Source organism: Phytoactinopolyspora alkaliphila (genome assembly GCF_010550695.1).
GTDB lineage: Bacteria > Actinomycetota > Actinomycetes > Jiangellales > Jiangellaceae > Phytoactinopolyspora > Phytoactinopolyspora alkaliphila.
The window spans coordinates 97,079-108,228 of sequence record NZ_JAAGOB010000007.1 but is presented as its reverse complement, the minus strand read 5'-3'; the positions used below and the strand labels follow the sequence as shown (position 1 = coordinate 108,228).

The 11,150-nt window shown below is 65.8% G+C and carries 20 protein-coding genes and 1 tRNA gene; 17 read left to right on the top strand and 4 right to left on the bottom strand.

Annotated elements, in window-relative coordinates:
- Positions 1-34: 34 nt before the first annotated feature.
- Positions 35-694 (bottom strand): FadR/GntR family transcriptional regulator, encoded by a 660-nt coding sequence (locus G1H11_RS14355; RefSeq protein WP_163819272.1) that lies wholly within the window; start codon positions 692-694, stop codon positions 35-37.
- Between the two features lie 200 nt (positions 695-894).
- Between G1H11_RS14355 and G1H11_RS14350 the strand changes: the two genes are divergently transcribed.
- Positions 895-1,959 carry a sialidase family protein gene (locus G1H11_RS14350; protein ID WP_163819271.1) on the top strand — a complete coding sequence of 355 codons (1,065 nt, stop codon included), beginning with the start codon at positions 895-897 and terminating at the stop codon, positions 1,957-1,959.
- Positions 1,960-2,143: 184 nt separating this feature from the next.
- Here the strand turns inward: G1H11_RS14350 and G1H11_RS14345 are convergent.
- Positions 2,144-2,207 (bottom strand) — tRNA-Ser (locus tag G1H11_RS14345).
- A gap of 282 nt (positions 2,208-2,489) precedes the next feature.
- Between G1H11_RS14345 and G1H11_RS14340 the strand changes: the two genes are divergently transcribed.
- Positions 2,490-3,701: a tyrosine-type recombinase/integrase gene (locus G1H11_RS14340; RefSeq protein ID WP_163819270.1), complete on the top strand. Its 1,212-nt coding sequence runs from the start codon at positions 2,490-2,492 to the stop codon at positions 3,699-3,701.
- Here G1H11_RS14340 and G1H11_RS14335 read toward each other — a convergent pair.
- Both G1H11_RS14335 and G1H11_RS14330 read right to left on the bottom strand, forming a co-directional pair.
- A complete protein-coding gene (locus G1H11_RS14335) occupies positions 3,698-4,561 on the bottom strand; it encodes a hypothetical protein (protein WP_163819269.1) in 864 nt (287 codons plus the stop codon). The genes G1H11_RS14340 and G1H11_RS14335 overlap by 4 nt on opposite strands.
- A gap of 95 nt (positions 4,562-4,656) precedes the next feature.
- Positions 4,657-5,184, bottom strand: a complete 528-nt coding sequence (locus G1H11_RS14330) for a helix-turn-helix domain-containing protein (RefSeq protein WP_163819268.1) — start codon at positions 5,182-5,184, stop codon at positions 4,657-4,659.
- A 178-nt stretch (positions 5,185-5,362) separates the two neighbouring features.
- Between G1H11_RS14330 and G1H11_RS14325 the strand changes: the two genes are divergently transcribed.
- From G1H11_RS14325 to G1H11_RS14260, 15 genes are all read left to right on the top strand, one after another.
- Positions 5,363-5,626 (top strand): helix-turn-helix domain-containing protein, encoded by a 264-nt coding sequence (locus tag G1H11_RS14325; protein ID WP_163819267.1) that lies wholly within the window; start codon positions 5,363-5,365, stop codon positions 5,624-5,626.
- A gap of 177 nt (positions 5,627-5,803) precedes the next feature.
- Positions 5,804-6,043, top strand: coding sequence for a hypothetical protein (locus G1H11_RS14320; RefSeq protein ID WP_163819266.1), 240 nt, complete (start codon positions 5,804-5,806; stop codon positions 6,041-6,043).
- Complete coding sequence (locus G1H11_RS26545) at positions 6,040-6,165, top strand: hypothetical protein (protein ID WP_281352392.1); 126 nt, start codon at positions 6,040-6,042, stop codon at positions 6,163-6,165. Before G1H11_RS14320 ends, G1H11_RS26545 begins: the two co-directional genes overlap by 4 nt.
- The gene (locus G1H11_RS14315; protein ID WP_163819265.1) at positions 6,162-6,530 is read left to right on the top strand and encodes a hypothetical protein; all 369 of its coding nucleotides are present in this window, start codon (positions 6,162-6,164) and stop codon (positions 6,528-6,530) included. Before G1H11_RS26545 ends, G1H11_RS14315 begins: the two co-directional genes overlap by 4 nt.
- The gene (locus G1H11_RS14310; RefSeq protein ID WP_163819159.1) at positions 6,527-6,691 is read left to right on the top strand and encodes a hypothetical protein; all 165 of its coding nucleotides are present in this window, start codon (positions 6,527-6,529) and stop codon (positions 6,689-6,691) included. The genes G1H11_RS14315 and G1H11_RS14310 overlap by 4 nt, the downstream gene beginning before the upstream one ends.
- Before the next feature lie 72 nt (positions 6,692-6,763).
- The gene (locus G1H11_RS14305) at positions 6,764-7,090 is read left to right on the top strand and encodes a hypothetical protein (protein ID WP_163819264.1); all 327 of its coding nucleotides are present in this window, start codon (positions 6,764-6,766) and stop codon (positions 7,088-7,090) included.
- Positions 7,087-7,317, top strand: coding sequence for a helix-turn-helix domain-containing protein (locus G1H11_RS14300; RefSeq protein WP_163819263.1), 231 nt, complete (start codon positions 7,087-7,089; stop codon positions 7,315-7,317). Before G1H11_RS14305 ends, G1H11_RS14300 begins: the two co-directional genes overlap by 4 nt.
- A complete protein-coding gene (locus tag G1H11_RS14295) occupies positions 7,314-7,505 on the top strand; it encodes a BldC family transcriptional regulator (protein WP_343074863.1) in 192 nt (63 codons plus the stop codon). Before G1H11_RS14300 ends, G1H11_RS14295 begins: the two co-directional genes overlap by 4 nt.
- Positions 7,502-7,678, top strand: a complete 177-nt coding sequence (locus G1H11_RS14290) for a hypothetical protein (protein WP_163819262.1) — start codon at positions 7,502-7,504, stop codon at positions 7,676-7,678. The genes G1H11_RS14295 and G1H11_RS14290 overlap by 4 nt, the downstream gene beginning before the upstream one ends.
- Positions 7,675-8,073 (top strand): hypothetical protein, encoded by a 399-nt coding sequence (locus tag G1H11_RS14285; protein ID WP_163819261.1) that lies wholly within the window; start codon positions 7,675-7,677, stop codon positions 8,071-8,073. Before G1H11_RS14290 ends, G1H11_RS14285 begins: the two co-directional genes overlap by 4 nt.
- Before the next feature lie 14 nt (positions 8,074-8,087).
- The gene (locus G1H11_RS14280) at positions 8,088-8,399 is read left to right on the top strand and encodes a hypothetical protein (RefSeq protein WP_163819260.1); all 312 of its coding nucleotides are present in this window, start codon (positions 8,088-8,090) and stop codon (positions 8,397-8,399) included.
- Positions 8,396-8,536 (top strand): hypothetical protein, encoded by a 141-nt coding sequence (locus G1H11_RS14275; RefSeq protein WP_163819259.1) that lies wholly within the window; start codon positions 8,396-8,398, stop codon positions 8,534-8,536. Before G1H11_RS14280 ends, G1H11_RS14275 begins: the two co-directional genes overlap by 4 nt.
- A gap of 11 nt (positions 8,537-8,547) precedes the next feature.
- Positions 8,548-8,916: a hypothetical protein gene (locus G1H11_RS14270; RefSeq protein ID WP_163819258.1), complete on the top strand. Its 369-nt coding sequence runs from the start codon at positions 8,548-8,550 to the stop codon at positions 8,914-8,916.
- On the top strand, positions 8,913-9,755 hold the full coding sequence (locus tag G1H11_RS14265; protein WP_163819257.1) for a DUF2303 family protein: 843 nt from the start codon (positions 8,913-8,915) through the stop codon (positions 9,753-9,755). Before G1H11_RS14270 ends, G1H11_RS14265 begins: the two co-directional genes overlap by 4 nt.
- A gap of 92 nt (positions 9,756-9,847) precedes the next feature.
- The gene (locus tag G1H11_RS14260; protein ID WP_163819256.1) at positions 9,848-11,011 is read left to right on the top strand and encodes a ParB/RepB/Spo0J family partition protein; all 1,164 of its coding nucleotides are present in this window, start codon (positions 9,848-9,850) and stop codon (positions 11,009-11,011) included.
- The last annotated feature ends 139 nt before the right edge of the window (positions 11,012-11,150 follow it).

Here is an 11,150-nt window from a genome sequence, read left to right as displayed (position 1 = left end):
AAGCTGGGGGATAAGGACGGATACGATCGATGAGCTAAAGCCGCGTGCGGATGTTCTCGAAATGGCGGTGCATCGCCTCGACCTCACCGTTTTGCGAGGTCACAGCATCAACAATGTCCAAATGCATCTGAGCGAGTTCCGCAGGTGAGGATGGCTGGGCGACCGTCGCGCGATGTAAGCGGTGGAACATCTCCCAGAACAGATCGATCATTTGGCTGACCAGCGGATTGTCCAAGGGCTCGTACAGGCGGCGATGGAACTGCCGGTCCAGGGCCGCATGCTCGTCCGGGGTACAGCCCTCGACGGCCATGGCCGTCGCGATGCCCCGCAGCTCTTCGAGATCGCGACGGCGAATCCACTCCGACGCCCGCCCGATCAGCCCTTCCTCGAGAGCGGCGCGGAGTTCGAGAAGATTCAGAAGATCACGCCCCTCCAACTGAAAGGCGTACGGCAGGTTCTCCAGGATCGGCGCGAACGAGAACGGCTCGACATAGGTCCCACCGCCATGGCGCGTTCGCAAGACACCGACGGTCTCGAGACCCTTGACGGCCTCCCGCAATGACAGGCGACCAATACCGAACGCTTCGGCCAGCTCCGCCTCCGGCGGCAGCTGATCACCTGCACGCAGCCCGTGCTCGGCGATGTAGGAACGCAGCTTGAGCTGCGTTTCGCGGTACTTGGGCAGTGTGGACATGTCGTGCCTTCGATCTCGTGACTGGACAACAACTGAAGACTAGACGAAGACCTCTGATGAATCAACCTCTATTTGGCTATTGATCAGACGATCCCATCTTTCATATGATGACTTCGATGTGACCGCTCGATCCAACGAACGCCGGCTCTGTGACGCGGTGAACCATCGCCGACGTGCAGCGGGGCCCAGAAGGGATTCCCATGAAAAGACGAAGCTTCCTCACCGGAGCGGCAGCCGGTCTGGGCGCGGCTCTCCTTCCCGACGTTTCGGGTCCCGTACGGGCGACCTCTGCGCCGGCCAACGGGATGTTCGAGGACATCGGGCAGATTTCGGCGGGCAACCATCAGCTCCCCACGGTCATCGCAACCGGAGGCGAGGCGCTCACGATCGTGGCGCAGAGCCGATACCCCGTCACGTCGCCGGACGTCAACGTGGACAAGGGCGCCGCGGACATCGTGACGTTCAGGAGTGTCGACGGCGGTCGGACGTGGTCGTCAGGTGGAAACGTCCACGACGCCGGCGGTCAAGCCGGAGAGTGCGGCTATGCGACCGTCGTGACAATGATCGGCGGCACCCTCGTCGCGCTCTACACCGCCGGACCCCAGAACTGGGAACCTTCGGACCTGGTCCTGCACCAGCGGGCAAGTGATGACGGCGGTCAAACCTGGGGAGACGTGTCTTTCCCCGCCGTCACAAGCGACCACGTCAACGGCCTCCCGACCAACGGCGGGAAAGGCTTCACCCTCCCCACCGGCCGGGTCGTGGTGCCCGGACGGGCGTGCCTCCTCTACAGCGACGACGACGGGCGAACGTGGACGGCCACTCCAGAGTTCGCCGAGACTGTCGAAACGAAAGCACAGCCCGCCCGTAGAGAGGGAATGACAACTCTCGTGCCCTGGCGTACCCGGGACCGCGTCGGACGCATGGGGCGGGTGCGCGTCACAAACCAGTACAAGTACCGCGGAACCGTGACCCACGACTTCGGCGGCGAGAACAACATCGGGTTCGTCCGGTACGACGATCGGACGCTGCTCATGACCGTCTCCCGCGATAGCCAGCTCTACATCCGGCGCAGCGTCGACGAGGGCCGAACTTGGGCCAACGAGAAGCTCATCACCTCGAGCGCTCCAAGCGCCAGATACTCCGACATCGCGGTGACCGACGACGGAACCATCGTCGTCGCCTACATGAGCAACCACCGAGTCGTGGCCAACGCCGCCCCGCTGCACGTCGTTCGCTTCGACCTCGACTGGCTGACTCGCTGAGACGATCCCTAGTCGGTCAGACACGGAGGGTGGCCCCGCTCAGTATGGGCCACCCTCGGAGTCGGGCGAACGGATCGTCGCGCGGTCAGCTCACCCTTGGACCGAACGCGGTGTGAGATGGAGTTGTTCAGAGCACCCATGTAACGATCTTGCTGCGCACTGCAGATGTCACCGCAAGTGGGGGTGGGCGCAGTTGGGTTCGAACCAACGACCCCTGGTTTGTAAGACCAGGGTTACGCCATCATCCCAGCGTCTGCAAACATCACCTGAACCGACATACTGCCAGGTCAGAGGCGATTCGCTGCACTGAGTGATACCGTTTGGTATCGAATAATAAGGTACAGTGAAAGGTACAGTGATGTCAAGGGGGTCAGATGAGTCCATCTCAACCGGCGAAGAAGAAGCGCCGCCGCGGCGAGGGGGCCGTATTCCAACGATGCGATCTCGACCGAGGATGCCCGCCACGCAAAGAGGTCACGCAGGACGATGGATCGGTCAAACTCGTCCGGCCGAAGCATAAGTGCCGAGGCATGTGGGTCGCGCGCCTCGACCTCGGCCCAGGCCCGGATGGGAAGCCGCGCCGGCCCCAACGCACCTCGGCAACCGAGAACGGCGCATACGCCGCCCTGGACGACATGAAGAAGGAGCACGCCCGGCACGGCGACGTGCCCCTCCAGCGGCCCACCGTCGCCGCGTGGCTGACCCGATGGCTCGACGAGTTCGTCCTCCCCCACAAGGCACCCAGCACATACGACCGGTACCGCTACTCGGTCACCAACGACCTCATCCCCGGCGTCGGCCGGCACCGCATCGACCGACTACGCCCGGAACACCTGCGCGCCCTGTATGCCGACATGAAGAAGCGGGGCAAGGCGGGATCTCGGCCACACGCACACATCGCCATCCGCAAGGCCCTCAACGATGCCATCCGCGAGGGCCTCGTGATGCAGAACGTCGCCAAGCTGATGGACGCACCGGCCGGTGGGGACTCCGACCGTTCGGCGCTGACACCCGATCAGGGCCGGGCGCTCCTGCGTTACGTCAGCAGCACCACCGATCAGGGCACTCCGATCGATCGGAACTCGTCGCGGTGGGCCATGGCGCTACTGACAGGAGTCCGGCAAGGCGAATGCCTCGGTCTCACGTGGGACCGTGTGGACCTCGACGCTCGCATCATGGACATCTCCTGGCAGCTGCAACGGTTGACCTTCATCCATGGTTGTGCCGAGGAGGACCAGGACGGCACCTGGCCGTGCGGGCGCAAGCGGGGCGGAAACTGCCCCGACAAGGTCCTCCGGCTGCCGGACAAGTTCGAGTATCGCCAGCTCGCCGGCGGCATGTGTCTGATCCGCCCAAAGAGCGAGAGGTCCACCCGCATACTCCCGATCCCCACTCCCCTGTACGCAGCGATCAAGGCTCACCGAAAGGCCGACGCCACACCGAATCCCCACAACCTCGTGTGGCATCGTGAGGACGGCTCCCCCATCTCCCGGCAGGAGGACGCGAAGATCCTCGACGCTCACCTGCGGGCCGCGGGGCTGCCGGACATCGTGCCGCACGAATCCCGACACACCACCGTCACGCTGCTGATGGAGGCCCGAGTCGACCCGAAGATCATTCAAGCGATCGCCGGGCACGCCTCACTCGCCGTCCAGGACGCCTACAAGCACGCAGATGTTCGCCACATCGCGGAAGCGCTCGGCGAAGTGGCCGGCACCCTGTACCTCCAGGAACTCGGCTAGGTGAACCACTTGTCAGGGTTCCGCACGCACCGCATGATCTCTGTGAGCCTCTCCAGCTGTAGGCAGTCCAGCCACTCCCCGTCCGGGTCACGCTCCGGCGGCGGCTCGCACACGGTTCCCGAGACGCCCGTCCTCTCCGGCAGCTCGACACACTCCGTCGCGGCCGGCGGGGCGTCCGGAGAGCGCGTAGGTGTCGGCGTGGCCGTTGGCGTGGACGTTGGCACAGTTGGCGGCATGGTTACGCGGTTCTCGGGCACGAAGAACGTCGGCTCGTTCATGGGCTCGGTGTCGGGGGGCGTCGTCGCGGCCACAGCTTTGGGCGTGCGTGTGGGTTGGGGAACGGTTGCCGTGGGTGTCGGCTCGGGGGTTGAGATGTCCAGTGGGTGAGGCGTGGCCGTTACGGTCTCGGTTGCGGTAGCCGTCGCCGTGGCTGTGGTCGTGGTGGTCACTGTCGGCGCTGGCGGTTCCGGCGTAGACGGCGGTGGCTCCGGCGTCACCACCTCCGGCGCTGGCTGCTCCATTGCGATGACGAGCGGCGGCCGTTCGATCACGGTGGGGATTACCTGCGTGGAGCCGGTGGCGACGAGCGCGGTCGCGCTCACGACAGCGGAGCGTGCGGTGTGATCGCGGGCCTGCTCGATGAACCAGCCGCAGGCGCCGATGAGGACGGCCTTGATGGCCCTCGTGGACTGTCGTATCCACGCTCGCCGCTGCTCCGGCGTCATCCGTTCGGCGAGTGCCTGGAGTAGTCGATCGCGGGACCTTCTGGCGTATGCGGCGTGTCGACGGGCTGCTGCGTGATGATATTCGAGTTCGACCCGTAGAACGTCGGGATCGAGCTCTTCGTCCGGGGATGTCATGATCCGGAATTCTGACTGTCACAATGGGCGATTTCCAGAGGGTGGTAACGGATGGTTAGTGATCGTTACACACAGTGACAGCGAGTGAGAATGATCTACGTTCCGTAACGGCGCGTCGCCTCGCCGAGCGCGTCGCCCTCGTCAGCGACCTCGGTGTCTGAAAAGTCCCGCTTCAACACTGCGTTCATCTCTGCCGCGATCGCGTTGGGGTCATCCTCGGCGGTGCGTCTGGCTCGCGCTTTGCGCACACGAAGGAAGTCAATCAGATCCCAGCGCAACTCCTCCGACCATCCGCGCCGGTGACCGAGAGCCCAAAGCTCTTGCTCGTCGGCCGTCAGGTCGTCGCGCACCTCAGCGTGCTCCGGCAGGAGTCCAACCGCGCGCAGTACGTCCTCGGCCGGGATGCCGGTGGCAGCGACGAGTTTACGAACCTGGCCGATATACGGGTCGCCGCCCTCCTTCTCCCAGCGCGCAATGGTGCGCTCACCGATGCCACTACGCTCGGCGAGTTGCTGCTGCGACCAACCATGTAGGCCGCGGGCTCGCTGGACCGCCCTCGAAAACGCGGATCGCGACACTTCTTCGCGCGCCATGCCAGCACGATATGCCATCTGCGGCGCCACGTCCTCTGCCACTCTCGGCAGTGATTTCCACGCACGGATGCGTGCGCGACCAGCGGGCCGAGTATCGCGAGGACGACTCTTGTCTGCCATACGTGGCAGTCTACGCTGCAAAAGTGGGTGTAACAAGCCCCATACGGGTCGTTGACTTGCCATGCATGGCGGTGCTAGCGTCACCGCCATGCATGGCACTACAACCACCATCCCCGCCGCCATGGTTGACAGTCCCATCCGCCTCCGCCGCGACGTGTACGACGCGCTCGTCGCGGAACGGGGGGCCACAACCGTCGCTGAGCAGGCCAAATTGACCGGCATACCTGAGCGAACCCTCTACCGAATCCGGCGTGGTGAGGCAGTGAGCATCACCTCAGCGATGCGGCTAGCAGGCGTGCTCGATGTACGACTCACGGCGCTGTTTGAGCGCATAAAGGAGGACGCGCGATGAGCACTTCGCCGCGCCCCACCGCGCCACCAGACAACCGTCCGCCGGCTCGACCGCAACAGAGCCCGAGCACCGGTGGTGGGCGATGACCGACCTCCAGCTCTTCACCTACGCCGACTGGTTCGTCGTAGCCGACGTTGGCACTGTGATCGGTCTCGGTGCGTGATGGCCACACTGAGCATGTCGGAGATGCACGTCCGGGCACTACGGGAGTTCGAGGGACGACGGTACTGCTCCGTAGCTGAGGCCATGCAGTACCTCGACATCAAGAGCCGGTCGACCTTCGACCAGCTTCTCAATTCCCAGGCGATCCGCTCGCAGTACTCCAGCCACCGGGACCGCAAGGTCGTCGTTGCGTCGCTCCTGGCATACGCCGACAACTTGCCCATCGACCGGCCGGCGCCAAGGAAGCCACGATGAGCCGCGCACCCGGGAACCCCGCCGTTGGCCTGCTCGTCTGGCTTGGCTTAGCCGTTGGGGGCATGACCCTCATCGCTGGCGCTGCCGCACTGTTGTGGGCGCTCGTGGAGGTCATCACGTGATTGACACGGCCGACTCCACTACGAGCCACCGGATGACGTGCGGCGGAGGTTCCCCCCTCGACCGTCCCCGCACGTCGTCCGGTCTCAACGGTCCGGAGTTCCGCGCTTGGGCGACCGCCCAGGGATTCACCCGGCAAGAGATCGTCGCGTCCGCGTTCGCCGCGGCCACGACTCACGAGCTGTCGCGGACATCGCTGGTGTGGATGGCCACCCAGGGCGCGGGCTGGGCTGTCGACGACATCAGCGACTTGTTCCCGGTGACCCCGCCGCTGCATCACACCGGCCTAGCGCCGCGCACGTTCCCGCAGCTGTGCTGGGCGCTCGAGAACGCCCTCACCACCGCCGACCAGAAGGGCACGTCATGAAAGGCCCCACCCCGTACAGCCTCGCGATCCTCGGCGGCATGCAGGACGGCAGCGGCAAGCACGTCTACGCGGGCACCGTCCCCCACGCCGAGGTCCAACGCCGCCGCACAAGGAACAAGGCCGCACGCCGGTCACGGAAGATCAACCGCCGCCGCGGCTGACAAAGAAGAAGGACCCCGGCCGTCCCGCCTGACAGCGCGACCGGAGCCCTCCCAACCAGTGAAGGAGTCTACATGTCCGCACCAACAGTTCAGAGAACAGCGCACTCTCCAGCCACGGAACACATGTTCGCGGAGCGTCGCCGCTTAGAGCGTCAGATCCTCACCCGCCGGATCACGCAGCTACGCGAGTCGGACACGGCGATGGTTCGCGCCGAGCTGTCGGCACGCGGCTGGGTCGGCGCGGTGCAGGAGTGCCGCCGCATCGTCACCGAACTCGACGACCTGCAGCGGCGCCTGGACGCGCTCGCCGATACCATCCCCGTCTACCTCGCAGACACCACAGAAATGCCGGCCATCGGTGGCTGGACCCCTGCGGCACGTGTGGCGGTGACCCGATGACGGCACGGATCTCCACACCGTCGGAACGTCTCGGCGACCGGGTACGGCATCAGCTCGCCGTACAGGCCCGCAGCCATCAGGAACTCGGCGACCACCTCGGCATGAGTGTCGATGCTGTACGTCGCTGCCTCAACGGGTCGGTGCCGTTCACCGCTGGTGAGGTCGCCGCGGTTGCACAGTTCCTCGGCGTTCGAGTCGACCAGCTCACGATCGGGCTCGAAGAGTGAGCGGCGCACCGCAGCCGGAGAAGCTGCTCACCCCCTCCGAGGTCGCCGCCATGTTCCGTGTCGACCCGAAGACCGTCACCCGGTGGGCCAAGGCTGGCCGGCTCACCGCGATCAAGACTCTCGGTGGTCACCGGCGATACCGCGAAGCCGAGGTCCGGGCACACCTGAACGGCGGTGGCCAGTCGTGATCCGCGCACGCCGTCTCACTGTCGACGCCGACGTCCTGTTCGATCCGGGCTGGATCATCGTCGGTCTGTTCGTCCTCATGCTGAGCGTCGTGCTGATCGCTGTCGAGCAGCGCGACGCCCGCCGGCGTGGTGCCCGCGGCCAGTTCCGCAGGCGCGGGGGTGGTTCGCGATGAGCATGACGATCGGCGACGCCAACGACATCATCCTGATCTTGCGGTACTTCCTCGAGATCCCCCTGACCCGCAGCGGCGAGCTACCAGATCCGAAGAACGTGAAGGCCGCGGCGGTGCGACTCGCCGACCGCGCACACCGCCGAGTGTCGGCCGGGCTCACCGGCAGCGAGGTCACGCAGGCATTCGCCCGCCGCACCGCGGACGACGCCGCCGATCTGCTCGTCCCCCACATCGGCGACCTGATCGACATCGACGCCCTACGTGACCGCTTCGCCGAGCTGATGCGCGAGTCCGCGACCCTGCGCCGCATCAACCTGACCGACATCACCGACTCGAAACGACTCGCCGGAGAGATCACCGACGAGCTTGAGCAGTGGACGGAGGACCACCTATGACGGCCCGCATGTCCATGGCCGACGCGATCGCCGAGGCCCGCCGCCGCAAAGCCGAAGGCCAGGCCAACTCGGTCGCGGTGCTCAGCGACAACTCGAAAGCCCGCTTCGACGAGATCGTGGCCGACGCCATCAAAACCGGTGAACCGTTCAGCCTCGACGACCTGCGCGAGCAGCTCGACCTCGCGCAGATCCCGAACCGGGCACGCGGTGGCCTGATCCAACGAGCCATCAAACGCGGCTGGATCGAACACATCGGCTACCGGCCATCGGCCCATGCAGCCACACACCGCAAACCGATCAACGTCTACCGGGGCGTGTCCAGGTGACCAATGCCGGCCGCATCCCGTGGGCCCCGGAAGTGATGGACCGCGTCGTGGAGACGTTGTCGACGCGCCCGGCCGCCACCGACGCACCTATCAACGGTCTGCTGCGGATGCAGCAGGCCATCGCCGAGAACGCCTGAGGAGACAAGCCGTGCCACCAACCAACCCCGACCGGCGGGTCCGTCCCGCTGCGGACATCCTCGTCGAGCTTGGCCGCACCCACACGGAGCTGTCCGACGCGATCGCTGAACTCGTCACCGCGGTAGCTGACACCGGACGGAAAGGCACCGTCACGTTGAAGCTCACCGTCGAGCCAATCGGTGAAGAGGCCCGCGAGTCCGGGATCAAGCTCGGCGCTGAGGTGTCCCGGAAGATCCCACAGATTCCCCTCAAGGCGGCCACGTTCTTCCTCGGCGAAGACGACGTCCTCACCCGCGAGCACCCAGGACAGCAACGCATCGCCATGCGCGCCGTCCCCACCACCGACACCGTCACCAACCAGGAAGGCATCGCACAGTGACATACCCACACACTCTCGACGCCCGCACCGAGGCCGACGCCGTCGCAGGCCTGGCCCGCCAGGTCGCCCACGGCGACGAGATCGACCCCGGCGAGGTCCGGGTCGCATTCGGCAGCGACAACCAGTTCCACCTCGTCGACGCCGAGAAACACGGCACCGTGCCCCGCCGTTCCCGCGGCACCGTCGTACTCCACGACGTGGCCAGCTTCACCCGCTACCTCGACGAGATGGCCGGAAGCGACATCGACGACGTGATCCGGGTCTACGCCGACTCGCAGACTCAAAAAATCGTCGCGGTCATCGGTGACGACACCGCCGGGACCCCATCGTGGCGGGATTACCGCGCCGAGCTACGGCTCCGCGAAACCGAACCGTGGAAACGGTGGACCAGCAACTCCGGCAAGCTGATGCCGCAGGTCGCTTTCGCTGAACACATCAAGGACTCCCTCGCCGACCTCATCGAACCGTCCGGCGCCGCCATGTACGACGTAGCCGAATCGCTGGAGGTCTCCAAGTCCGGCGAGTTCAAGTCCGCGCAGCGGCTGCACTCCGGTGAGATCACATTCACTTACGCCGAAACCCACCAGGCCCGCGCCGGCCACGCCGGAGAGCTAGAGGTGCCACGCAACTTCACACTCTCCCTCGTGCCGTGGCACGGGCTCGACCCCTCCCCCGTGTTCGCTGAACTGCGCTACCGCATCGACGGCGGCCTGCTGATCGGCTACAAGCTGCTCGAGCTCGACCGCGTCATCGAAACCGCGTTCGCCATGATCACCGACCAGATCACCTGCGAAGGCCACAACGTGTACGCCGGAGTCGCGCCCGCAGCGCTCGCGTAACCACCAGCCCGTGAGGGGTGCCGGGCGCACCGGGGACGCCCGGCATCCCTCACGCACCACACCTGTCTCGCCTGACCATGTGAGGACACCCGATGAATGCCACCACCATTGAACGGCTCGCACTGGAGAAGGTCCGCCCGCACCCGGCGAACGTGCGTCTCGACGTCGGCGACCTCACCGAACTCGCCGACTCCATCGACGCCAAAGGTCTCCTGCAGCCCATCCTCGTCGCACCCGACCCGGAAATCCCCGGCATGTGGGTCATCATCGCCGGGCACCGCCGCCACGCCGCCGCCACCCTGGTCGGCCTCAACCGCGTCGACTGTGTGATCCGCCACGACCTCACCAGCGAGGCCGACATCATCGAGGCGATGCTGGTGGAAAACCTCCAACGCTCGGACCTAACCCCCGTGGAGGAGGCCACCGCGTATCAGCGGCTCGCACTGTTCGACGTGTCCCCAGCCGAGATCGCCCGCCGAACCGGCCGCGCCGAGTCCACCGTCCGGCGCCGCCTTGACCTGATGCGCCTACCTGAAACCACCCGCGAGCTGGTCCACGACGGTCAGCTCACCCTCGGTCAAGCTGACGCGATCGCCGAGTTCACCGACGACCCCGACATGCTGGACCGTCTCGCTGCGACCTCAGCCGCCGACATGGACGCCACCATTTACGCGCTGCGGCATCAACGTGACCGGCAACGCCGAAACACCGAACTCGTGACCGAGGTGGAGTCAGCCGGCGGGAAGGTCTACCACCACGACGGCGCCACGGATATCCCAGCCGGTGCCCGCCGTGTCGACGAGTGGACCCTCAGCATGACCCCGGCCCAGCACCGCAAACACCACCCGACGGGGCACGCAATTGTCGTTTGGCCTCACTACGTGCAGGAATACTGCCTCGACCCCACAGTGCACGGCGTAACCACCGAACCCGCTCCACAACCCGCCCCCACGGTCACCGACGAGAAAGTCGCGGCCCGCGCCGCGGAGGAACAGCGCCTCGCCGACGACCTGGCCGGTGCCCGCGAGCACCGCATCAAGTGGATCCGCGGCACCCTGTCAGCTCGCCACGCACCGAAGCCCGCCGGAACCGAGGCGATGCTGCGCCAGTTCGTTCTACACCTCCTCGAGGCGGACCTCTTCGACGTCACCGACTGGTGTGACCTTCTGGGCCTCGACGTTGACCTTGAATCCCCTGACGTGGCGCTGTGGATCGCCTCGGAAGTGCTGGAGTGGAGAACTCCCCGCCTCGCGTAAGCCATTTACACGGTTCTGCTGCTCGACCACCGCCGCGACGATCCGCGCACCCTGACCGAGCCGTGGCAGTGGCGCAACGCCCACACCGTGATCGACGGCCTCACCGAACTCGGTTACGAACCCGTCGAAGTCGAACGCC

Bases quoted from the DNA above. Each gene is read 5' to 3' on its own strand.
- G1H11_RS14340 (WP_163819270.1), top strand. From the start codon at position 2,490: ATGTGGGTCGCGCGCCTCGACCTCGGCCCAGGCCCGGATGGGAAGCCG.
- G1H11_RS14260 (WP_163819256.1), top strand. From the start codon at position 9,848: ATGAATGCCACCACCATTGAACGGCTCGCACTGGAGAAGGTCCGCCCG.
- G1H11_RS14335 (WP_163819269.1), bottom strand. From the start codon at position 4,561: ATGACATCCCCGGACGAAGAGCTCGATCCCGACGTTCTACGGGTCGAA.
- G1H11_RS26545 (WP_281352392.1), top strand. From the start codon at position 6,040: ATGAGCCGCGCACCCGGGAACCCCGCCGTTGGCCTGCTCGTCTGGCTT.
- G1H11_RS14350 (WP_163819271.1), top strand. From the start codon at position 895: ATGAAAAGACGAAGCTTCCTCACCGGAGCGGCAGCCGGTCTGGGCGCG.
- G1H11_RS14300 (WP_163819263.1), top strand. From the start codon at position 7,087: ATGACGGCACGGATCTCCACACCGTCGGAACGTCTCGGCGACCGGGTA.
- G1H11_RS14325 (WP_163819267.1), top strand. From the start codon at position 5,363: ATGCATGGCACTACAACCACCATCCCCGCCGCCATGGTTGACAGTCCC.
- G1H11_RS14355 (WP_163819272.1), bottom strand. From the start codon at position 694: ATGTCCACACTGCCCAAGTACCGCGAAACGCAGCTCAAGCTGCGTTCC.
- G1H11_RS14280 (WP_163819260.1), top strand. From the start codon at position 8,088: ATGGCCGACGCGATCGCCGAGGCCCGCCGCCGCAAAGCCGAAGGCCAG.
- G1H11_RS14285 (WP_163819261.1), top strand. From the start codon at position 7,675: ATGAGCATGACGATCGGCGACGCCAACGACATCATCCTGATCTTGCGG.
- G1H11_RS14320 (WP_163819266.1), top strand. From the start codon at position 5,804: ATGTCGGAGATGCACGTCCGGGCACTACGGGAGTTCGAGGGACGACGG.
- G1H11_RS14310 (WP_163819159.1), top strand. From the start codon at position 6,527: ATGAAAGGCCCCACCCCGTACAGCCTCGCGATCCTCGGCGGCATGCAG.
- G1H11_RS14305 (WP_163819264.1), top strand. From the start codon at position 6,764: ATGTCCGCACCAACAGTTCAGAGAACAGCGCACTCTCCAGCCACGGAA.